Consider the following 20,444-nt stretch of genomic DNA (forward strand, 5'->3'; position numbering starts at 1 on the left):
GGGAACAGAATTCGGCCCGCGCCGGTTGGGACCTACATGACGCCCTCGAACGACGCACGCCAGCCCGGGCCTCGCAGCTTCCCCCGCCGAGGCGACACCGGCCCCAACCTCGTCACCCTCGACCGACTGCGCGGCTTGCGCCGCCCCCGGTTGATGCAGCCCGAAGCACGCCGCCAGCAGCTCCCGCAGGAGTGCCGCGCCTGCTAGTCCGCCACGGCAGGTGCGGGGCCGCTCACGACGGTCTCGTCGACGGCCGAGCTGCCAGACCCCAGGCGTGACTGCTCGTCCTTGACCCACATCCGGGTGAGACCGCCGAAGTGTCCCTCGAACTTGTCCCACTCGTGCTGGGGATAGGTCGTCTGGATGGTCTCGGTCAGCAGGCTGCGGAAGTCGGGTGAGTCGACCCACTCGAGCACCATGTCGTCGATGTTCGGGAGGGCGACCTCGCAGAACTCCCGGTAGCGCTCGGTGTCGAAGTGGTCGTCGGCCAACCCCTGGTATGCCGCGAGCTTGGCCCCGTAGTCGAGCGCGTCGTCGTCGGCGATCTCGAACCACGGCCCGGTGTCGACCTGGGTGCGCGCCTTGCGGCCGGTGGCGACGCAGAACACCGACCACTTCAGCAGCGCCTTCATGGCCCACGGGAAGTAGTAGTGCAGCGAGGTCACCGCCACGTCGGGACACGCGTTGGCGTAGTCGATCGGGTAGACGACGCCGTCCTTGACCAGCATCTCGCAGGAGTTGAACTCCCACCGGAAGAACGCGTTCACCGTCTGGGCGATGGTGACCGCCTCGGTGCCCACGCCCTCGCCCAGGAAGCCGTGCTGCACGGCATACCTGTTGTGCATCGGCTCGTCGGGCTGGAACTTCATCACCATCGTCTCGGGCCCGATGGTGAGGGCTCTCGCGAACACCTCGAAGTCCTTCACGGACGCCTGCAGGTGCATCAGCATCTCGCCGGAGTCGTCGTAGGCACTGTGCAGGTCCTCGACGTTCTTGACCTGGGACACGCCGCGCCAGCCACCGCCGTCGAACGGCTTCATGAACAGCGGGTAGCCGATCTCCTCAGCGATCGCGTCGAGGTCGAACTCCTTGTTGTACCGGGCCGCGGTGAAGGCCCAGCGCGCGTTGTCGATCGGGTTCTTGTAGGGCACCAGCACGGTCTCGGGGACGTTCATCCCCAGGCGCAGCAGCGCGCAGTAGGCCGAGTGCTTCTCCATGGACTGGAACGTGAACGGGCTGTTGAGCAGGTAGACGTCGTCCATCAGCGCGGCCTTCTTGAGCCACTCTCGCGGGTGGTAGTACCAGTAGGCCAGTCGGTCGATCACGAGGTCCTGCCGTGGTTTGTCACGCAGGTTGAACGGCTCGATCGTCATGCGTTCGGTGTTGACGTGGTGGCTCGTCCCGTCGGGCCCCTTCAGGACGCCCAGCCGACCCGCGAGGGTCTCGAACGCGCGCGGCCAGTCACCTTCCGCGCCCAGCAACAGTCCGATGAGGTGTTCCTGCGTCTTTGCCATGCACCCCATCCTGTCGGCTCAGCAGGCGCACCGAAAGTGGAGCCTCAGAACAAGGCGCTCATCAGGGACGTTCGTGCCTTGCGGACGCGCTCGTCGTGCGAGCCGACCACGGCGAAGAGCTGGAGGAGGTGGTTCTTCGCCTGCTCCCGCTCCTCACCGGCGGTTGCCCGCACGAGGTCGATGAGCCGCAGGAACGCGTCCTCCACGTGCCCACCGAGGACGTCGAGGTCTGCGACCAGGCCCTGCGCGGCGACATCCGTGGGGTGCTCGGCGGCCGCTGCGCGGGCGCCTTGCAGGTCCGCACCCTCGGTGCGCTGCAGGAGGCCGACCTGGGCGAGCCCCAGCTCAGCCTCGGCGTCGGCGGGGTTCTGCTTCAGCGCCTGCTGGTATGCCGCCGCGGCACCGTCGAGGTCGCCGCGCTCGATGGCGTCGTAGGCCTCCTGGTGCAGGGGCGGGAGCTGCTCCTCGACCTCGCCGCCTTCGGCAGGCTCGCCCGCGCCGGCGATGTCGACGCGACCCGCCACACCGTGCTGCACCGCCAGGCCGAGGAACTCGTCGAGCACCGGTCGAAGGGCCTGCTCCGGCTGGATCCCGGCGAACAACGGCACGGGCTGGCCCTGGATCAGCCCCATGGTGACCGGGACGCTCTGCACCTGGAAGGCCCGCAGCAGGGTGGGGTTCTGCTCGACGTTGACGCTGACGACCTGGAACCGGCCTTCGTAGCTGCCCGCGATCCTGACCACGGTGTCGAGGTAGTCGCGCGACTCGGGGATCTGGGCAGCCCAGAGGACCAGCAGCATCGGGACACCCACTGAGGCGTTGGCGACCTCCTGGAAGTTGGTGTCCGTGCCCTCGACGACGACGCCTGCCCGACCGGCGACCCCCGTGGGAGCCGGCGTCCCGGTGGCGTCGGACGCACCTGCACCACCCGCCGCGGTCGCCCCGGGGGGCGCGGTGGAGGCGGCCGACGGGGTTTGACCCCGCAGTGCGGTGAGGTCGACGGCGCCCCGGAGGCCACCTGTGGTCAACGGCTGATCACTCATGGCGGTGATTGTCCCTCACGCGCCCTTGGCCGAGAACAGCACCTCGTCGACGGCGACGAGCTGCGCCTTCCCCTCGGCCGGCACGGTGAACACGACGGTCTCGTAGGACTTGAGCTCGGCGCTCTTGGTGAGGGTCTTCTTGCGCACGAGTCGTTGGAAGTCGGCGCTGGGCGTGAGCGACTTGCCGCCGGGGCGCAGCGTGATCGTGTCAGTGCGTTCCAGCAGGCCGAAGACGAGGGCTCCGCCCCCGCGCAACGCGATGGCGACCGTGCTGTCCGGCTCGACGGTGTGCGTCTGCTTGAGGGTGGCCAGCTTCCCGAAGGTCTTGGCCTGTTCGGCCGCGTGGGCCCGGATCGCCGTGGAGAACGGTTCCGCGGCGTCGACATGGGGGTCGGCGACCGGCTTGGGGAAGGCGAGACTCGCGGCATACCCCTTGAGCAGGTCGGCGGGCTGCACCGCGAGCCTGGTGGCCGGGGTGACCATCGGCGAACCCGTGGTCAGCGAGTCGAGAGCCGCCACCGTGGCGCCGGGCTGCATGGGCGCGGCGGCGCTGAGCCGGAACGGCGTCCTGGCGTCCGGCGAGACCAGGAGGTTCAGGACCGCGCCGTTCTCCGCCGTGGTCGTCTGGGCGAGGATCAGGCGGGGCCAGCCCGCGCCCCGCGAGACCCCGAGGACCTTCGGCGGCTCGGTGCGCCTCATCGGTGCGGCGGTCGGCGTGGCACCCGTCTGGAGTCGGCTGGCGGCGTTGGCGACCGCGAGGGCGCTGCCCGTGAGCGCCTCCGCGCGGAGCGTCGCGGCATCGGCCGGCTTCGCCGCGCCCGCGTCGGCGGCCTTGGTGAGGACCCGGCTGGCGATGGCTTCGGCACTCTGCGCCGAGATCGGCGCCGTGGCGGCGGCCTGCGAGGGCGCGTCGTGCACCCCCACCATGCCGGAACCGGCACCACAGCCCGCGAGCACCAGGCTCAGGGTCACGCCCAGGGCGCCGATGAGCGCAGCGCGGGGGGTCGAGCCGCTCATGCGCGCACCTCCTCGGTGGGCGCGTCGGTCCCGTCGCCTTCGGTCGGGGCTGGGGTCGAGTTCTCGGTCGGCCCCTCGGTCGGGCTCTGGGTGCGACGCGGCCGGTTCTGCCACAGTCCAGCTCCACCAGCCGCGGCGGCCAGGAGGCCGACGAGCGTGACGAGCAGCGCCTGGAAGAACCAGGTCCGGCGCTCGACGGTGACCGTCAGCGAGCTGAGGTCGACCGGCTTGCCATCAGGTGCGGCGATGACGACCGACTCGGGGGCTCCGGCCTGGTCGACCGTGAGTCGCACCCTGCCCTCGCCGGTGGCGGTCTGGCGCCAGATGTCGGCCGTGTCGAGCTGGGGCGCAGCGCCGGCGCCGGACCGCGACTGCACCAGGCTCCAGTCCCTCACGTGGGCCCCGCTGACCGAGGTGTGGTCGGCGGCACCGACGATCGCCTTGGCGTCCGTGGGGCTCGTCCGGCCCATCCAGATCTGCGTCCCCGAGGGGCCAACGGCCGTGATGCTCACCGGGCGGTCGACGCGGTTGAGCACCGACGGTTCGATGACGACGACAGCGCCCTTGGGGGGAACGGACCGGAGCACGGCGCTCCCGGAGGACCCGAGGTGGACGGTGAACCAGGCTCCGACGACCAGGAGCACGAGTCCGATCACGGTCACCGCGGCGAAGAGCGCGCGTTTGGCCACAACCGACACAGTAGAAATCCTTACGTGAGTGGGCCGACACGCGGGAGCTCCCCGCAGTCGGCAATCACACCACCATGACCCAGGTTGGTCCATGACGACAAATCCCCAACGCCTGAAATCACGTCGTCGGTGGCATGATCGCCCGTGATGACCTCACGTTCACGGCACGACCGAAGTCGCCGCCCCGGGCGCCCCCGTGAGGAGGCGACCGAGCAGGCGATCACCGCGGCGGCGCGACAGGTGCTCGCCGACAAGGGCGTGGCCCGGATGTCGATGGAGCACGTTGCCGCCAAGGCGGGTGTGGCCAAGAGCACGCTCTACCGGCGCTGGCCCTCGAAGGTCGAGCTCGCCGTGCACGCCGTGGCCGCGACCTTTGACGAGATCGAGATCGAGGACAACGGCTCGCTGGCGGCCGACATGCGCGCCGGCATCGGCGAGGCAGCGCGGCTGCTGCGCGACCCCTCCACCGGTGGTGCGTATGCCGCGTTGCTGGCCGAGTCGGCCCGTGACCCCGAGGGGGTCGGCCAGAAGGTGCGGGAGTCCCTGTCGACGCGCTTGCACGCCCTGGTGGCGACGTCCGTCGAGCGCGCGATCGGCCGCGGCGAGATCCGACAGGACATGATCGACGTCGACTTGCTCGCCGACGTGGTCGTCGGCTCGGTCATGCACCGCGCCCTGGCGACGGGTGAGCCCGACGAGGCCTTCATCGACGGCCTCATCGCCCTGCTGGCCGACGTGGCCTACGCGCGGCTGCGGCGCGAGCAGCGCGAGCCCGCCGGGGAGCCCTGACCCGACGCTCCCGATCCGGCGCGCGGCACAAGGCCGCCACGCGGCATACCCCGGTCGGTCAGAAGCGGGCGGGCTCGCGGTAGACGCCCCACTCGTCGCGCAGCGCGTCGCAGATCTCGCCCAGCGTCGCCTCGGCGCGCGCCGCATCGAGCATGGCGGGCACCATGTTTCCGCTGGTGCGGGCCACCTCGACCATGTGCTGCACGGCAGCGCGCACGGCGTCCTCGTCGCGGTCCGTCTTGCGCGTCTTGAGAGTGGCGACCTGCTCGCGCTCGACCTCGTGGCTGACGCGCAGGATCTCGAGCTCGTGGGTGACCGAGGCGGTGTGGCAGTTGACGCCGACGACCTTCTTGTCTCCCTTCTCCAGCGACACCTGGTACTGGAAGGCGGCCTCGGCGATCTCGGACATGAACCAGCCGTCCTCGATGCCGTGCAGGATGCCGGAGGTCATCGGGCCGACCGCGTGGTCGACGCCACCCTCGGCGTTGCGGGGCTTGCCGAGCTCACCCATCGCCCTGATCTTGTCGAAGATGGCTTCGGCTTCGGCCTCGATCTTGTCGGTGAGGGCCTCGACGTACCAGCTGCCCCCGAGCGGGTCGGCGACGTTGACGACGCCGGTCTCCTCCATGATCACCTGCTGGGTGCGCAGGGCGATCTCGGCAGCCTGCTCGCTGGGCAGCGCCAAGGTCTCGTCGAGCGCGTTGGTGTGGAGGCTGTTGGTGCCACCCAGGACAGCCGCGAGCGCCTCGACGGCGGTCCGGACCACGTTGTTGTAGGGCTGCTGCGCCGTGAGCGACACCCCGGCGGTCTGGGTGTGGAACCGCAGCCACTGGGCCTTGTCGGTCTTCGCGCCGTAGGTGTCGCGCAACCAGCGGGCCCAGATCCGGCGCGCGGCACGGAACTTCGCGATCTCCTCGAAGAAGTCCAGGTGGCTGTCGAAGAAGAACGACAACCCGGGGGCGAAGGTGTCGATGTCGAGGCCACGCGACAGGCCCAGCTCGACGTAGCCGAACCCGTCGGCGAGGGTGAACGCGAGCTCCTGCGCAGCCGTGGAACCGGCCTCGCGGATGTGGTAGCCCGAGACCGACAGCGGCTTGTAGTCGGGGATGTTCTCGGCGCAGTACTCCATCAGGTCGCCGATCAGGCGCAGGTGCGGCTCGGGGGCGAACAGCCACTCCTTCTGGGCGATGTACTCCTTGAAGATGTCGGTCTGCAGCGTTCCGTTGAGGACGCCCAGGTCGACACCCTGGCGCTCGGCGGCGACGAGGTACATGCAGAACACGGGGACGGCCGGACCGCTGATCGTCATCGACGTGGTGATGTCCTCGAGCGGCAGCTCGTTGAACAGCACCTCCATGTCCTTGGCGGAGTCGATCGCGACGCCGCAGTGGCCGACCTCGCCGAGGCTCATCGGGTCGTCGGAGTCGCGCCCCATCAGGGTGGGCATGTCGAAGGCCACCGACAGGCCACCACCCCCGCGCTCCAGGATCATCTTGTAGCGCTCATTGGTCTGCACCGCGTTGCCGAAGCCGGCGAACTGCCGGATCGTCCAGGTGCGGCCGCGGTAGCCCGTCGGGTAGAGACCTCGCGTGAAGGGGTACTCCCCCGGCCAGCCGATCCGCTCGGGCACCTCGGAGCCGTCGGTCGGCCCGTAGACGGGCTCCACGGGCATCTGCGAGAGCGTGGTGAAGTCTGCGTCGCGCACCTGCCCCTTGGCCTGGGCTGCGTCGTAGCGGGCCTGCCAGCGGGCAGCGCCGTCGCTCGTCGCGGGGGTGGTGGGTGCGGGGTTCTCGGGCATGGCGCCAATTTACTAGGACGTCCTAGTAAATGTCACGCCAGAGCTCCCCCACCCACCCCCGCCCCACCCTTTATCGGGTCTAGGGACAAACGTCGGCTTCACCCCAGAACCGTTTCGGGGTGAAGTCGACCCAAGTCCCTAGACCCGATAAAGGTGGGGGTGGGTGGCTCGGGGTATGCCGGGGGGCTGGGTCAGGCGTCGAAGTCGGCGGCGCCGACGCGCACCTTGCGGAGCAGGTCGAACAGCTGTTCGTGCTCGGCGGCGGTCAGCATGCCGAGACCGAACTTCTCCTTGACCAGGTCAGCGGTCGCGGCCTCCATGGCCTCGCGTCCTGCCGGCGTGATCACGGCGAGGGTGCCTCGACCGTCATCGGGGTTGGGCAGGCGTTCGACGAAACCCTGGGCGTCGAGGCGCTGGATGATGTTGGTGGCGCTGGTCGGGTGGACCATCAGGCGCTGGCCGATCTTGCTCATGCCCAACCGGCCGTCGCGGCTGAACGCGAGCAGCACCAGCGCCTCGTAGCGGGCGAACGTCAGGCCGTGCCTGCCGACCAGGGCGTCGTAGTCCGTGATCAGCAGCTGCTGGACGCGCATGATCGACGTCGCGCTCGCCATCGCCAACGGCTGGGAGGTGCGCCCCCAGCGTCTGGTCCACAGCTGGGCCGCGCGCGTGATCGGGTCGAACGGCAGGCGAATGGGCTTCGGCACGCGCAGCAGGCTAGCCCGCAGGGAGTCGGACGGTCTCGAGCTGTCCATCATCGAGGCGGATCTCGCCGTCGGCCTCCTCGGCGGCCTCGGGGTCGTGCGTGGCCATGATGACGATCGCGCCTCGCCGAGCCTCGGCCCGCAACAGCGCCAGGACGCGTTCACGGTTGTCGTGGTCGAGCTCGGAGGTGGGCTCGTCGGCGAGGAGCACCGTGCCGCGCAGGGCAAGGCCACGAGCGACGGCCACCCGCTGCTGCTGGCCACCGCTGAGCTCCTCGGCCAGGTGGCTGCCGGACTCGTGCAGGCCGACCGACTCCAGTGCCTCCTGAGCCCGACGCCCGGCCTGGTCGGAGCGCACCCCACGGGCCAGCAACGGCAGTGCGACGTTCTCCTGGGCCGAGAGGAGCACAGCGAGGGCGCTTCCCTGCGGGATGACCTCGATGCCGAGTCGCGCCGCTTGAGCCCGGTCTCGGACGACGTCGTCGCCGAGGCGCACCGTGCCCTCGCTGGCCACAGCGCCACCGATGGCCCACAGCAGCGAGGACTTCCCAGCGCCACTGTGACCGGTGACCGCGATGAACTCCCCGGCATAAGCCTCCAGGTCCGCGCCTGCGACGGCGACCGTGGACCCGTAGCGCACGGTGACGCCCTCGACCCTCAGGGGCGGCGACTCGACGCGCCCGTGGGCTCGGTCACCCCCCAGCCGGCCGTCGTCGATCGACCCGCTGTCCGTGGACCACTCGCGCCGGTCACCCACCCGTCTCACCCCTGCCTTCCGGAATCAGCGTCCAGACACCGTCGACCTCGTGCACGCGCACCAGGGCGCCCGGGGGGAACGCCTCCACGGCTGCGGGCGGCAGGGGCAGCGAGCCGTCCGCGGACACCACGGCATACTCCTCGCCGGAACGGCCCTCGCCCCCGACGCGGCCGTCGCGGATGGTGACCGTCCGCGGCAGCCGCGCGGCCACCTCGGGGTCGTGGGTCACGACCACCACGGTGGTCCCCCACTCCTGGTTGACCCGGTGCACCGTGTCGAGCACGAGGTCGCGGGACGAGTGGTGCAGCTGGGAGGTCGGCTCGTCGCCCAGCAGCAGGCCCGGCCTGCTTGCGAGTGCCACGGCCAGGGCGGCGAGCTGCAGCTGACCGGGCGGCAGGGAGTCCAGCGGTGCGGTCGCGGCGTGGCCCAGACCCACGAGCTCCAGCACCTCTCCGGGAGGCGGCACGTCGCGGCCGGCCCTGCGCGCGGAGGTCTGGGCGAACTCGACGTTCTGGCGGGCACTGAGATAGGGCAGGAGGTTGCGGGCAGCGCCCTGCAGGACCAGCCCCACCTCCGCGGCCCGGAACCGGTCGAGGTCGGCTTCGGTCATCGTCGACAGCTCGTGATCGCCGACCAGCACGCGCCCTGCGCTGGGCCGCATGAGCCCGCCGAACAACGTCAGGAGGGTCGACTTACCGGCGCCGGACGGCCCCAGCAGCCCCACCACCTCTCCGGGGTGGACCGTGAGGTCGACGCCGGACAGGGCGGCCACGTCATGGCCCTCGGCGCGGTAGATGTGGACGAGGCCGCGCGTGGTCACCCGCAGCCCCCGAGTGGCCACCCCGGTCCTGTCGCTCGTGGCGGTCACAGGGACTCCGTTCGTGGCGGTCACAGGGACTCCCGGATCCGGTTCAGGGTGATCCTGCGACCCGCTCCCACTGCGGCCAGCCAGCCGACGGCGACGAGCACCGCTGCGGCCACGACGGCGGCACCGACGATCGCCACCGTGGCCGGCTCCAGCTCCAGGGCCGGCACGGGGTCGGCTGAGCTGTCGAACAGTGGGACCAGTGGCATGGCGACGAACGAGCTCACCGTGCCGCAGACGACCCCCACCACGGTGCCGACCAGGACGAGCACCACTTGCTCGCGCACCAGGGATCTCCGCAGGGCCTTGAGCGGGACGCCGGACATGTGGAGGGCAGCCAGGTCACGGGCGACCACGCGCCAGCCCGTGACCGTCATCACGAGGACCACCAGGGCCGCGAGGAGCACCCCCATCGCACCGGTGAAGGCAGCCAGTCGCAGGCCCTGGGCGGAGGCGGACTCGTCGAGACGGTCCTTGGCCGCGGTCACACTGTGCCTTGCGAGGATGCCCACCCCTTGCGCGCGGAGGCCTTGGGCCACGGCGTCGGCCCTTGCGGGGTCGGCGACCCAGACGGACAGGGTTCCGCTGTCGGGAAGGCGGCCGCCCAGCCGGGCCAGCGTCTCGTAGTCCACCAGGACTCCCTGCTTGCCCAGGACCGGCAGGGTGGAGACCGTCTGCTGGGCGGCGGCCGTGAGCGGTGCACCGTTGATGCCGATGGCATCGAAGCCCTCCGCGGTCCCGCCAGGCGGCACGGGGCCGGCCAGCAGCCCCGGCAGGACCGCTGGGACGTCGGCGTGGGAGAGCTCGAGCGCAAAGCCGGTGCTGACGAGCTCCAGGGCGAGCGTGTCGCCGGCGGCCGGCACCTGCTTCAGGACGTCGCGGCTGCTCGTGGCCGGCGCGACGAACGGGTTCCACTGGGTGGGGGCCGCGACGTCGAGCGACTTCCCGTCAAGGCCGAGCCCCGTGATGCTCAGCGTGCCGCTGACCTCGCTGACCTGCTGGTCGGTCTTGCGGAACTCCAGCCCGTCGAGCCGGCACCCGTCCGGGCAGAGCAGCAGGGCGTTGAGCGCTCGGGAGCCCTTGCCCTGCAACGGGATCTGCCCGATGACCCGGGTGAGCCGCTGACCCTGCGGTGTCGTCACGGAGATGCGCAGCTCCGAGGGCTCCTCGGACCCCGGGCCCACGCCGGGTGGCAGCGGGCTGCCGGACTGGCCGCTGGGCCGCTGGCTCGTCTCACCCTCGGGCGTGGTGAGGTCCCAGGCGACGCGTCCAGTGACCCGGGTGCCGACGAGGTGCACGGGCGCAACGTCGGGAGGTGCCAGCTCGCCGAGTCGGTAGGACTCGCCCGGCGGGGCGAACGACGTCTCCTCGAAGTCCTTGGTGACCACCGCCATCGTCGCGGTGGCGCCCCGGTCGGTCCACCGGACGATGGCCACCGGACTCGCCTCGGCCCCGGTCGGGTCGATCGCCCGCACGGTGGCCAAGAGGCTGGCGGGGTTGCGGCTGTCGGTGTCGATGACGGCCGGTGCGCCCGTCTGCACCTGGGCACGAGCTGTCCAGTTGCGATCACCCACGACGAGCGCATTGGCGGCGAACACGGTCAGCGCAACCGCGACGCTGACCACCGTGACCACCTTGCGCAGCGTGGGTCGACGTTCGAGACCGAAAGCGGTGAGGGCGGGACCGATCCGCCCACGCCGCAGGTTGGCACGACCGCTGGCGGCCGCGACCGGGACCGCCAGCCGTGAGGCGACCAGCCCGGCGGCCAGGGCGATCAGCGTCGGCGTCACGAGGGCCAGCGGACCCTCGAGCGAGCCGGTGGCCAGACCGATGAGCCCGAAAGCGGCGAGCGCGACAGCGAGGACGTCCACGACGCCGAACGCGCGGACGCGTTCGCGCGACACCCGCCGGAGCAGGGCCGACACGGTCTGCTGCTGGACCGGCCTGGCCGCCAGCCAGATCGCCACGGCGCACACGACCGCCGACGCAGCCAGGGCTACCACCGAGGACCACGGCACCTCGAACGGGACCCCGTCGGGCAGGAGGAACCACCGGACGAGGGTCGTCAGGAAGAGCGCCAGGAGGAATCCGACGGGCAGCCCGAGGGCGACTGTCACGGCGAGCTCCCCCATGACGATCCGGCCGGCGCCCTCCCTGCTGCGGCCGCGCAGTCGTGCCAGGGCCACCTCGGGGCGTCGCTGCTCCACCGCTGCCTGGGCGACCAGCAGCAGGATGGCGGCCGCCAGCAGCCCGAGCTGTGCCATGAGGAGCGGAACGATGACCTGCAGCTGGTGCTGGCCCACCCGGATCCCGTCGATGATCGAGGGCAGCTGGGTCTCGACGAGCGCGCCGTCGATCCCCTGCCCCGCGACGCGGTTGCCGCCCCTGGCTGCGAGGACGTCGGAGATCTGCTGCAGGTTGCCCAACGTGAACAGGTCCCGGCGCAGCGGGAGGGTCAGCGAAGCCTGCGCCACGCTCCAGTCCTTGGTGAACGTCGCCTCGGGTGTCACGAAGTCGTCGATGGCCGGCACCTGCTCGGTCCCCACGTCGACCAGCGATCCGGACTTGCCGTCGAGCTGGGTCCGGAGCCAGTAGGCCTCGTCGGGGACCACCTCGTAGGCCCCGACCACGGTGAGGGTGGTGGTGGGCTTGACGCCCTGGCCGAGACCCGGCACCGAGGTCTGGAAGGTCTTGCCCAGAGGCCACTTCCACGCGGCCAGGTCCTTGGCGGACACGAGGACCTCACCGACCGCCTTGGGGCAGGCACCCGTCGTGATGGTGAGGTGCTCACAGACGCGGTCCCGCGCGACGAGGTCGCCCGGCGACGGCTTCAGCCCGGCCCTCGGCACGATGTCGATGGCGTCCGACAGCTGGCCGATGGGCTCGCCGTAGAGCACCCGCACCGACGCGGGGACGTTGCCTGCGAGGTCGGCACTCCCGAAGTCGGGGTTCGCCGTTCCTCGGCCGCTCCGGACCACGAGGGCCGTGTCGGCGACGCTCGCCGCGTTGATGCTCGTCCGCAGCAGCGACTGCTCGAGCGCCCGCTGGTACAACGGCGCGAAGACTGCACACGTGGCGATCAGGGCCGACAGCAGGACGAGGACGACCGCCTGGGCCCGGCGATATCTGATCGCAGCCCACATGCCGTCAGTGCCTCCATGCTTCCGCGCGTCCCGGTGAGTTCCCTTGGGCACCGGCAGGTCTCGCCCGCGTCCCGTTCGACCCTAAAGGGGATTCATCCGGCAGGGGAGCACATTCCGGCAACGATCGACGCGCAAGCGGGCCGACTGCCGCAGGGTTTTGCGGAGGGAGCGCCCCGGCTACTTCTGGGCGTCGATGGCTGCCTCGAGGCGGTCGAGCTTGGCGGTGAGCTCACCGGCATACCCGTCCCGGATGTCGGCCTTGAGCACGAGGCTCACCCGCGGCCCGAACGCGGCCACGGCGTCGACCGCACCCTTGACCACGGCCATCACCTCGTCCCACTCCCCCTCCACCTCGGTGAACATCGAGGAGGTGCGGTGTGGCAGGCCCGACTCCCGCACGACGGTGACGGCGGCGGCGACCGCCTCACTCACCGAACCGGCGGAGTCGGCGGGCACGGACGGGGCGACGGAGAAGGCAACCAGCATGACCCCACCGTATGCCGCGTGGCCGGCACCGCGGCATGCGCCCTGTCCGGGTGCCGGACGCCGCTCAGGCCTCGCGGAGCAGGAAGGCCGGGGCCACCTCGACGGCACGGAAGCCGAGGCTCTCGTTGATCGACACCATGTAGCCGTTCTGCTCGGCGTTGCACGTCACGATGCGCGTGCGTTCCGGGCCGATCCGGGTCTGCAGCTCCTTGAGGCCGCGCGCCTTCATCGCCATGCCCAGGTGGTGCCCCCGGTGCTCGGCCGTGACGAGCGTGCCCCACTGCCAGACGTTGGGAAGGTCCTCGGGCGGGATGACGAGGTCGCTGAACCCGACCACCTCGCCGGCATCCGTGACGGCGAGGGTCGAGATCTTGCGACGACCCATGCGCCGGCGCTGGTCCTCGTGGATGCGGACCAGCTCGGGCGTGAGCGACTCGGGCTCGAACTCGAGCTCACCACCGGGCGCCTCGACGGCGAGCTGGTTGTGGGCCGCGCACATCGACGGCAGCAGCTCATCGGGGACCGGGTCGTCGAACGTCACGATGCGGTAGCCCTCGTGGTGCCGAGCGGCCTCGTTCATCACGGCGTCGAGGTCGATGTCCTCGACCGGCAACGTCCGCACCCTGCGGATCTCGGTGTTGGCGAGGGCGAAGCCGTTCTTCTCGGCGAACCGGCGGTAGGGGTGGTCCTCGCGACGGTCGAACGGGTAGGAGGTCTCCATCACCAGGTCGGTGCGGTGGTCCGCACGGCAGATCGCGATGAGCTCGGCGAGGACCGCTGAGCCGATGCCCCGGCCACGCCGCTGCGGCTCGACCCACGGCATCAGCCAGGACAGGTGGGTGTTGTCGTTGGTCGCGGAGAACGCGATGCCGGCGCCGACGATCTCCTCGCCGTCGACGGCGACAACACAGTCCTTGCGTTCGGAGGGGTCCTCTTCGGTGAGGTCGATGCGCATCTCGTCCAGCCCCCACGTCGTGGCGTAGGGACGGTCGAAGCGCTCGGCAGCCTCGCCGATCTCGTGGAAACGGACAAGCTCCGTCTCGTCGAGAGGGTTGAGTCTGCGGATCTCCATCCCTCGACGGTAGGCCCGCGGACTCGTGGCCCGCCAATGGTTTTCCGGGCGTGGCGGTCAGGGCGCAGGGGTCACTGCAGGGTGTCGCTGTCGATCAGCCAGGAGTCGCCGTCCCTCACGACCGTCAGCCTGTGGGTCTCGTCGCTCTTGCTGTCGTCCTGCCTGGTGAAGGTCAGCGATGCCGTCACCACGCCGGTGTCGGCGTTGGACTGCACGTCACCGACGTCGACCGACTTGATGCCGCTCCAGAACGCCTCGTAGCCCGCCCGACCCTTGGAGTCCTGCTGCATCTTCGGCGTCAGCTGGGCGAACGTGTCGTCCCGCTTGCCCTGCTTCGTGACGTCCCGGTAGTAGGACTCGATGAAGCGGGTCAGCTGCGCGTCGGACTTCGGTGGAGCGGTCGTGGTCGTCGACGTCTTGCTGGTCGTGGAGCTGGACGAGCTCGACGAGGAGCTCGACGGCGTCTCGGTCTGGGTCTGGGTCGACGTGACGGTGGTCGTCCTGCCCGTGTTGGGGGTCTGGCTGCCGAAACCGTCGGTGAGCGCGTAGGCGATGCCGAGCCCGATCAGGGCGAGGACCAGCAGGGCAACCACCCAGCCCAGTGCGCGGGGACGCTCGTCCCCGCGCGGCTCGGCCTCCCGGGGCGGGTATGCCGTGGGCGGCGGCAGGGGCGGCGTCTCCAGTCGCTGGGTGGTCTCGAGGGGTGCGGCCAGCACCTCCGTGGCCCCGGCGGCGGCAGCCCCCGCTCCAGGGAGGACGGCTCCCGCGGGCAGGGCCATGGTGGTGTCGCCGGCCGCGATCCGGCCCAGCCGTTCGGAGGCGGTGGCCATGTCCCAGCGTTGTGAGGTGTCGTGGTCCATCATGGCCGCGATGGCGCCACCCAGCGGGCCGGCCTGCTCCATCGGGCGGGCCTCACCGCGCGCGATGGCCTGCAGGGTGGCGAGCGGGTTGGCCTGCGACTCGTAGGGCGGCTGGCCCTCCACCGCGTAGTACAGCGTCGCCCCGAGGGCCCAGACGTCCGTGGCGGGAGTCGGGTCGCCCCCTCGCGCGAGCTCGGGTGAGAGGTAGCCGGGCGTGCCGGTCATGAACCCCGTCTGGGTGAGCTGGTCGTCCGTGTGCGCGCGGGCGATCCCGAAGTCGCTGATCTTGGGAGTGCCCACGTTGTCAATCAGGATGTTGCCCGGCTTGATGTCCCGGTGCACGATCCCCCGCTCGTGCGCACGAGCGAGGGCACTCGCCACCGCGGACCCGATCGCCGCGACCCGCGTGGGCGGCAGCGCGCCGACCTCGTGGATCTTCTCGGCCAGGCTCTGCCCCTCGACGTACTCCATGACCAGCCAGTGCGAGTCGTTCTCGTCCACGACGTCGAAGACCCCGACGGCGTGGGCGTCGTTGAGGGAGGCGGCGATCCGGGCCTCGCGCATGGCCCGTGCCGCCGCCGCGGGCTCGCCCGGGAGCGCACCGATCTGCTTGATGGCCACCTCGCGGCCCAGCACGGTGTCGCGTGCCAGCCAGACCGTGCCCATTCCACCTCTGCCGATGGAACGGAGCACCTCGTAGCGTCCGGCAATCACCTGGGGCTGCACTCTGGTCCTTTCGGGTCGGGTCCGGGCTTCACCCTATTCGCCACGGGTGCACCTTGACACTCCACGTGACCCTCGTGCGAGGCTGCCGGGATGCGGCCGAGCCTGTACGAGTTCGCCGGGGGCGACGAGGCCTTCCTCGCCCTGGCCCGCGCGCACCACGAGCGCTGCCTCGCCGATCCGCTGCTCAACCACCCGTTCAGCAAGGAAGACCTCAACCACCAGCACGTCGAGCGGCTCGCCGCCTACTGGGCCGAGGTGCTCGGGGGCCCACCACGGTTCTCGGAGCAGCTGAGCGACCAGTCGTCGATGCTGCGGATGCATGCCGGCAACGGCCCGGGGATGCTCGAGCTCGGGCCGCTGTTCGTGGAGTGCTTCGTCGCGGCCGCCGACGACGTGGGACTCCCCGGTGACCCCGAGTTCCGGTCGGCCCTGCGGGCCTACATGGAGTGGGCCGTCGCCGACGTCAACGAGTTCCACGACGAGGACGCGACCGTGCCCGACGGCCTGGGTATGCCGCGCTGGGACTGGGACGGCCTGGTCACCTCCGGCCGCGACTGACCCCGGGCCCGTTGTCCGGACGATCCGCCGTCACAGGACCCGGCGGTCCCTGAACGGCGGGAGGCGACTCAGGCGAGGGCGTCGACGATCTGGTCGGCCGCGGCATACGGGTCGGTCGTGCCGTCCACGACGGCGGCGGCGAGCTCGTCGACGCCGTTGCCGTGCCGCAGGTCGCCCATCTTGGCGCGCAGGGCCTGGAGCGCGATCGACTCGATCTCGTCGCCGGCACGACGGATGCGTCGCTCACGCAGCGCGCCGGACCCCTCCATCCAGGCCGTGTGCTTCTCGATCGCCTCGATGACCTCGTCGACGCCCTGACCTTGCTGCGCAACGGTCTTCAGCACGGGCGGGCGCCAGAGGTTCGGTTCGGTGCGGTCGCCCAGGGAGATCATGTGGCGGATGTCGCGCACGGTGGCGTCGGCCCCGTCGCGGTCGGCCTTGTTGACGACGAAGATGTCGCCGATCTCGAGGATGCCCGCCTTGGCCGCCTGGATGCCGTCACCCATGCCGGGCGCGAGCAGCACGATGGTCGTGTCCGCGAGTCCCGCGACCTCCACCTCGGACTGACCCACCCCGACGGTCTCGACCAGGATCACGTCGCACCCGGCGGCGTCGAGCACGCGCAGCGCCTGCGGCGTCGTCCACGAGAGCCCACCCAGGTGGCCTCGACTGGCCATCGAGCGGATGTAGACGTCGGGGTCGAGAGCGTGGTCCTGCATGCGCACCCGGTCGCCGAGGAGCGCGCCGCCGGAGAACGGCGACGAGGGGTCGACGGCGAGGATGCCGATTCGCTTGCCCTGGGTGCGAAGGGCGCCGACGAGCGCATTGGTGGACGTGGACTTGCCCACGCCAGGACTGCCGGTGATGCCGATGATGTGGGCCTTGCCGGTGTGTGGCGCGAGTGCTGCCATCACCTCACGCAGGGCCGGGTGACCGTCCTCGACGAGGGAGATCAGCCGCGCGACGGCACGAGGCGACCCTGCCCTGGCCGATTCGACCAGGGCAGGGACGTCGACGGTGCGGGGGGCCACTCAGGCCTTGGCGTCGGTGGTGGCGTCGCTCTTGGGCACGCGCACGATGAGGGCGTCACCCTGGCCACCGCCGCCACACAAGGCGGCCGCGCCGACGCCGCCGCCGCGGCGGCCCAGCTCCAGCGCGAGGTGCAGGGCGATCCGGGCGCCGGACATGCCGATCGGGTGTCCGAGGGCGATCGCGCCACCGTTGACGTTGACCTTGTCCACGTCGATGCCGAGCTCCTTGGCCGAGGCCAGCCCAACCGCGGCGAACGCCTCGTTGATCTCGACGAGGTCGAGGTCGGCGGGCGTGATGCCCTCGCGCTCGCACGCCTTGGCGATGGCGCGCGCGGGCTGCTGCTGGAGGGTGGAGTCAGGGCCCGCAACGACCCCGTGGGCGCCGATCTCGGCGATCCAGGACAGGCCGAGCTCCTGGGCCTTGGTCTTGCTCATGACAACGACGGCGGCGGCGCCGTCGCTGATCTGGCTGGCCGTGCCTGCCGTGATGGTGCCGTCCTTGGAGAACGCCGGGCGGAGCTTGCCGAGGGTCTCGGTCGTCGTGTCGGCGCGGATGCCCTCGTCGGTCTTGAACTCCAGCGGGTCGCCCTTGCGCTGCGGGATGGAGACGGTGACGACCTCGTCGTCGAACAGCCCGTCCTTCCAGGCGCGCGCCGCGAGCTGGTGGCTGCGGGCGGCGAACTCGTCCTGCTGCTCCCGGGTGAACTCCTGGTCGCCGGTGTTGGCCTGCTCGGTGAGCAGCCCCATGGCCTGGTCGGTGAAGGCGTCCCACAGGCCGTCGAAGGCCATGTGGTCGCGCATCTGCACGTCGCCGTACTTGAAGCCCTCGCGGGACTTCTCCAGCAGGTGCGGGGCGTTGGTCATCGACTCCTGGCCGCCCGCGACGACCACGTCGAACTCACCGGCGCGGATCAGCTGGTCGGCCATCGCGATGGCGTTGATGCCGGACAGGCAGACCTTGTTGATGGTCAGCGCCGGGACGGACATGGGGATGCCGGCCTTGGCGGCGGCCTGCCGGGCGGGGATCTGGCCGGCGCCGGCCTGCAGGACCTGGCCCATGATCACGTAGTCGACCTGGTCGGGGCTCACGCCTGCCTTCTCCAGGGCGCCCTTGATGGCGAAGCCACCGAGGTCGGCGCCTGAGAAGTCCTTGAGCGAGCCGAGCAGGCGGCCCATGGGCGTGCGGGCACCCGCGACGATGACGGAAACGGGACGATCAGACATGGTGACAAGGCCTCCAGCGCCATTGGGGACTACCTGCGTTCACTCTAATGCGGCGCCCGGCGCCAGGACCCGCCAGGGCAGGTGGTCCTGACCACACTCCGGTATGCCGCGGGGTGGCCTCCCAGCGGGTCCCGGGTCCCCGGCGCAGGGCCGGATGAGCCCCGTCGAAACCTTGTCGCGACGGCGACCGGGGTCCATCCTTGGATGGGGGCCGTGCCCCCACCGGGAGCGGCGGCTGACTCAGCCGGCCGGCCGATCGTGAGGAGCGGGCAATGGGCGGACGTGTGGTGCGCAGACGGTTCTGGGCCGAGGTCGTCCTCGCGGGGATCGGCACCGTGCTGGCCGTCGTGACGGCCCTGGTGCCCGACTGGATCGAGCGGCTCGGCGGCGAGGGCGGAGACGCGGGCAGCGGCGGGACCGAGCGCGCGCTGGCCCTCGTCTTCCTCGCGGCAGCCGCCGTGCTGGCGGTCCTGGCCCGGGTGGAGTGGCGCCGCCCGATGGCTCCTGCGCTGGCCCGCAACGGCTCAGGGGGCGATCCGGACTGATGGCCACCAAGCGGCGAGCCGGCTCCACGGAGGCCACCCACGAGGGTGCCGACGCCCTCTCGGGCACGCATGTCCGTCCGCGCAGGAAGCGGGACAAGGCCCGCGAGGACGCCCTGGCCGGAGCCGAGGCGGCCGAGGGCCTGCCCGCCGGAGCCGAGCCCGACCTCGGCACACCGATGAGCGACAGGGACCTGGACCAGCGCGACCGGCAGCAGTCGGCCAAGCGCAAGAAGCCGGGGCCCAAGCCCCCCGAGACACCCCCGGCCACCCCCGTCGCTCCGGCGGCGTCCGCTCCCCCGCCGAGCGACCCGGACTGAGGGCCGACCCGTGGTGACGATCACCTCGAACCTCGCCCTCGACGACGCGGCCACCGGCACGCAGACCGGGACCGTCGGCGAGCCCACGCTCGGAGTGTCCTCCTCGACGCTCTTCGTGACGGGCAACTGGTTCGCCACGCGCTCGTCGGACCGCGGCGCGACCTGGTCGCTCCTCGACCCCTTCACCGAGTTCCCGGCCGACCGCGGCATGTTCTGCTGCGACCAGATCGTCACCTACCTGCCGGCCCAACGCCTGTGGGTGTGGCTGCTGCAGTACTCGAAATCGGGGCGCAGCAACATCTTTCGTCTCGCCGTCAGCCGGACCGCCGTCTCGGGGACGTGGCGCTGGTGGGACGTCGCGCCGGCTGATCTCGACCCGGCCTGGACCGACGTCTGGTTCGACTTCCCCGACCTGGCGGTCAGCACCAAGAACCTGTGGCTGACCTTCAACCAGTACGACGGCTCCGACCGGTGGGTGCGGGCGGGGATCATCAGGTATGCCCGTGCCGACCTGACCCGGACCGGGCCCCTCACGAGGCGGCACTGGTCGACCACCGGGGTCGGCTCGTTGCGCCTGGTCTCCGGAGCCGGTTCGTCGATGTGGTTCGCCGGGAACGACCAGGCGCGCCGGTCCCTGCGGCTCTTCCAGTGGCTGGACGACGCGGCCGATGTCACCACCTGGACGATCCCGGTCACGGCGTGGAACGACAGCGACTACCGCTCGCTCGGGCCGGACGGCCAGCCCTGGCTCAGCCGTTGCGATGACCGGATCACCGGCGCCTGGCGGGCTGGCGGCCGGCTCGGCTTCCTGTGGAGCGCCGGCCGGGGCCCGGGTCGGCCTCAGCCCTACATCCGTGGGGTGACGCTCGACGAGCAGTCGCTGGCCGTGGTGGCCGAGCCGGACCTCTGGAGCCAGAACGGCGCCTGGGCCTATCCGGCGGCGGCCCCCAACAAGCGGGGCGGCATCGGTCTCACCGCGTTCTTCGGCGGCCCGACCCAGCCGGCGCACGCGGTCGGCGTCCTCGACCAGCAGGCCAACACGTGGGCCACGAAGACGACGGCGACCTCGACCCACTCCCCGCAGGCGGGCAAGTGGGGCGACTACGTCGTCTGTCGCCCCCATCCCACGCGGACCACCTCGTGGGTCGCCAGCGGCTACACGTTGCAGGGTGGTCAGGACCGCCGCAACATCGAGCCTCGCGTCGTCGTCTTCCGCTCCTGAACCCGCGCCGTTTCGCCGACGGCGCGCCGACGGCGCGCCGAGGACGCGCAGGCGTCGGCAGGCGTTTGTCGGCAACCCCGCAGC

The 20,444-nt window shown here is 71.1% G+C and carries 19 protein-coding genes; 5 read left to right on the forward strand and 14 right to left on the reverse strand.

The genetic code is table 11. From position 1 onward, the window contains the following. Nucleotides 1–203: 203 nt before the first annotated feature. Genes AC1DS4_RS05060 through AC1DS4_RS05075 form a run of 4 tightly spaced genes read right to left on the reverse strand, consistent with a single transcriptional unit; the run spans nt 204 to nt 4,263 of the window. Nucleotides 204–1,514, reverse strand: a complete 1,311-nt coding sequence (locus AC1DS4_RS05060; protein ID WP_477615101.1) for an ATP-grasp domain-containing protein — start codon at nt 1,512–1,514, stop codon at nt 204–206. Nucleotides 1,515–1,558: 44 nt separating this feature from the next. Then, nucleotides 1,559–2,557 (reverse strand): co-chaperone YbbN, encoded by a 999-nt coding sequence (locus AC1DS4_RS05065; protein ID WP_477632550.1) that lies wholly within the window; start codon nt 2,555–2,557, stop codon nt 1,559–1,561. 15 nt (nt 2,558–2,572) lie between these two features. After that, entirely contained in the window at nt 2,573–3,574 is a 1,002-nt protein-coding gene (locus AC1DS4_RS05070; protein ID WP_477632549.1) for a DUF8094 domain-containing protein, read from the reverse strand. Then, complete coding sequence (locus tag AC1DS4_RS05075; protein ID WP_477632548.1) at nt 3,571–4,263, reverse strand: hypothetical protein; 693 nt, start codon at nt 4,261–4,263, stop codon at nt 3,571–3,573. The genes AC1DS4_RS05070 and AC1DS4_RS05075 overlap by 4 nt, the downstream gene beginning before the upstream one ends. A 147-nt stretch (nt 4,264–4,410) precedes the next feature. On the opposite strand from AC1DS4_RS05075, the gene AC1DS4_RS05080 reads away from it, so the two are divergent. After that, entirely contained in the window at nt 4,411–5,052 is a 642-nt protein-coding gene (locus AC1DS4_RS05080) for a TetR/AcrR family transcriptional regulator (protein ID WP_477615097.1), read from the forward strand. A gap of 58 nt (nt 5,053–5,110) precedes the next feature. Here AC1DS4_RS05080 and AC1DS4_RS05085 read toward each other — a convergent pair whose 3' ends face one another. The 8 genes from AC1DS4_RS05085 to AC1DS4_RS05120 all read right to left on the reverse strand — a co-directional run bounded on the left by AC1DS4_RS05085 (nt 5,111) and on the right by AC1DS4_RS05120 (nt 15,451). Beyond that, complete coding sequence (locus AC1DS4_RS05085; RefSeq protein WP_477632547.1) at nt 5,111–6,850, reverse strand: acyl-CoA mutase large subunit family protein; 1,740 nt, start codon at nt 6,848–6,850, stop codon at nt 5,111–5,113. Between the two features lie 191 nt (nt 6,851–7,041). Further along, complete coding sequence (locus AC1DS4_RS05090) at nt 7,042–7,557, reverse strand: MarR family winged helix-turn-helix transcriptional regulator (protein ID WP_477615095.1); 516 nt, start codon at nt 7,555–7,557, stop codon at nt 7,042–7,044. Nucleotides 7,558–7,567: 10 nt separating this feature from the next. Then, nucleotides 7,568–8,311: an ABC transporter ATP-binding protein gene (locus tag AC1DS4_RS05095; RefSeq protein ID WP_477632546.1), complete on the reverse strand. Its 744-nt coding sequence runs from the start codon at nt 8,309–8,311 to the stop codon at nt 7,568–7,570. After that, nucleotides 8,304–9,179 (reverse strand): ABC transporter ATP-binding protein, encoded by an 876-nt coding sequence (locus tag AC1DS4_RS05100; RefSeq protein ID WP_477632545.1) that lies wholly within the window; start codon nt 9,177–9,179, stop codon nt 8,304–8,306. The genes AC1DS4_RS05095 and AC1DS4_RS05100 overlap by 8 nt, the downstream gene beginning before the upstream one ends. Before the next feature lie 20 nt (nt 9,180–9,199). After that, on the reverse strand, nt 9,200–12,319 hold the full coding sequence (locus AC1DS4_RS05105) for an FtsX-like permease family protein (RefSeq protein ID WP_477632544.1): 3,120 nt from the start codon (nt 12,317–12,319) through the stop codon (nt 9,200–9,202). Nucleotides 12,320–12,496: 177 nt separating this feature from the next. Continuing rightward, nucleotides 12,497–12,805, reverse strand: coding sequence for a thiamine-binding protein (locus tag AC1DS4_RS05110; RefSeq protein ID WP_477615091.1), 309 nt, complete (start codon nt 12,803–12,805; stop codon nt 12,497–12,499). A 64-nt stretch (nt 12,806–12,869) separates the two neighbouring features. Next, nucleotides 12,870–13,877 carry a GNAT family N-acetyltransferase gene (locus AC1DS4_RS05115; RefSeq protein WP_477632543.1) on the reverse strand — a complete coding sequence of 336 codons (1,008 nt, stop codon included), beginning with the start codon at nt 13,875–13,877 and terminating at the stop codon, nt 12,870–12,872. Between the two features lie 71 nt (nt 13,878–13,948). Continuing rightward, nucleotides 13,949–15,451 carry a serine/threonine-protein kinase gene (locus AC1DS4_RS05120; protein ID WP_477632542.1) on the reverse strand — a complete coding sequence of 501 codons (1,503 nt, stop codon included), beginning with the start codon at nt 15,449–15,451 and terminating at the stop codon, nt 13,949–13,951. Nucleotides 15,452–15,553: 102 nt separating this feature from the next. Here AC1DS4_RS05120 and AC1DS4_RS05125 point away from each other — a divergent pair, with 102 nt between their 5' ends. Further along, nucleotides 15,554–16,021: a group II truncated hemoglobin gene (locus tag AC1DS4_RS05125; protein ID WP_477632541.1), complete on the forward strand. Its 468-nt coding sequence runs from the start codon at nt 15,554–15,556 to the stop codon at nt 16,019–16,021. 68 nt (nt 16,022–16,089) lie between these two features. Here AC1DS4_RS05125 and meaB read toward each other — a convergent pair whose 3' ends face one another. Then, nucleotides 16,090–17,052, reverse strand: coding sequence for a methylmalonyl Co-A mutase-associated GTPase MeaB (meaB, locus tag AC1DS4_RS05130; RefSeq protein WP_477615087.1), 963 nt, complete (start codon nt 17,050–17,052; stop codon nt 16,090–16,092). Beyond that, complete coding sequence (locus AC1DS4_RS05135) at nt 17,053–18,276, reverse strand: acetyl-CoA C-acetyltransferase (RefSeq protein WP_477615086.1); 1,224 nt, start codon at nt 18,274–18,276, stop codon at nt 17,053–17,055. It abuts the gene before it with no gap. Nucleotides 18,277–18,548: 272 nt separating this feature from the next. Between AC1DS4_RS05135 and AC1DS4_RS05140 the strand changes: the two genes are divergently transcribed. From AC1DS4_RS05140 to AC1DS4_RS05150, 3 genes are read left to right on the forward strand one after another with little or no spacing between them, the layout of a single operon-like run. After that, complete coding sequence (locus AC1DS4_RS05140; RefSeq protein ID WP_477615085.1) at nt 18,549–18,821, forward strand: hypothetical protein; 273 nt, start codon at nt 18,549–18,551, stop codon at nt 18,819–18,821. Beyond that, nucleotides 18,821–19,138 (forward strand): hypothetical protein, encoded by a 318-nt coding sequence (locus AC1DS4_RS05145; protein ID WP_477632540.1) that lies wholly within the window; start codon nt 18,821–18,823, stop codon nt 19,136–19,138. Before AC1DS4_RS05140 ends, AC1DS4_RS05145 begins: the two co-directional genes overlap by 1 nt. 10 nt (nt 19,139–19,148) lie before the next feature. After that, nucleotides 19,149–20,360 carry a hypothetical protein gene (locus tag AC1DS4_RS05150; protein WP_477632539.1) on the forward strand — a complete coding sequence of 404 codons (1,212 nt, stop codon included), beginning with the start codon at nt 19,149–19,151 and terminating at the stop codon, nt 20,358–20,360. Nucleotides 20,361–20,444 lie beyond the last annotated feature (84 nt).

The sequence above is a fragment of the Pedococcus sp. P3_C7 genome (assembly GCF_056402615.1).

What these genes read in the sequence shown, in the direction of transcription:
- AC1DS4_RS05060 (WP_477615101.1), bottom strand. Translation starts at nt 1,514, where the DNA reads ATGGCAAAGACGCAGGAACACCTCATCGGACTGTTGCTGGGCGCGGAA.
- AC1DS4_RS05065 (WP_477632550.1), bottom strand. Translation starts at nt 2,557, where the DNA reads ATGAGTGATCAGCCGTTGACCACAGGTGGCCTCCGGGGCGCCGTCGAC.
- AC1DS4_RS05070 (WP_477632549.1), bottom strand. Translation starts at nt 3,574, where the DNA reads ATGAGCGGCTCGACCCCCCGCGCTGCGCTCATCGGCGCCCTGGGCGTG.
- AC1DS4_RS05080 (WP_477615097.1), top strand. Translation starts at nt 4,411, where the DNA reads ATGACCTCACGTTCACGGCACGACCGAAGTCGCCGCCCCGGGCGCCCC.
- AC1DS4_RS05085 (WP_477632547.1), bottom strand. Translation starts at nt 6,850, where the DNA reads ATGCCCGAGAACCCCGCACCCACCACCCCCGCGACGAGCGACGGCGCT.
- AC1DS4_RS05105 (WP_477632544.1), bottom strand. Translation starts at nt 12,319, where the DNA reads ATGTGGGCTGCGATCAGATATCGCCGGGCCCAGGCGGTCGTCCTCGTC.
- AC1DS4_RS05110 (WP_477615091.1), bottom strand. Translation starts at nt 12,805, where the DNA reads ATGCTGGTTGCCTTCTCCGTCGCCCCGTCCGTGCCCGCCGACTCCGCC.
- AC1DS4_RS05115 (WP_477632543.1), bottom strand. Translation starts at nt 13,877, where the DNA reads ATGGAGATCCGCAGACTCAACCCTCTCGACGAGACGGAGCTTGTCCGT.
- AC1DS4_RS05125 (WP_477632541.1), top strand. Translation starts at nt 15,554, where the DNA reads ATGCGGCCGAGCCTGTACGAGTTCGCCGGGGGCGACGAGGCCTTCCTC.
- AC1DS4_RS05135 (WP_477615086.1), bottom strand. Translation starts at nt 18,276, where the DNA reads ATGTCTGATCGTCCCGTTTCCGTCATCGTCGCGGGTGCCCGCACGCCC.
- AC1DS4_RS05140 (WP_477615085.1), top strand. Translation starts at nt 18,549, where the DNA reads ATGGGCGGACGTGTGGTGCGCAGACGGTTCTGGGCCGAGGTCGTCCTC.
- AC1DS4_RS05145 (WP_477632540.1), top strand. Translation starts at nt 18,821, where the DNA reads ATGGCCACCAAGCGGCGAGCCGGCTCCACGGAGGCCACCCACGAGGGT.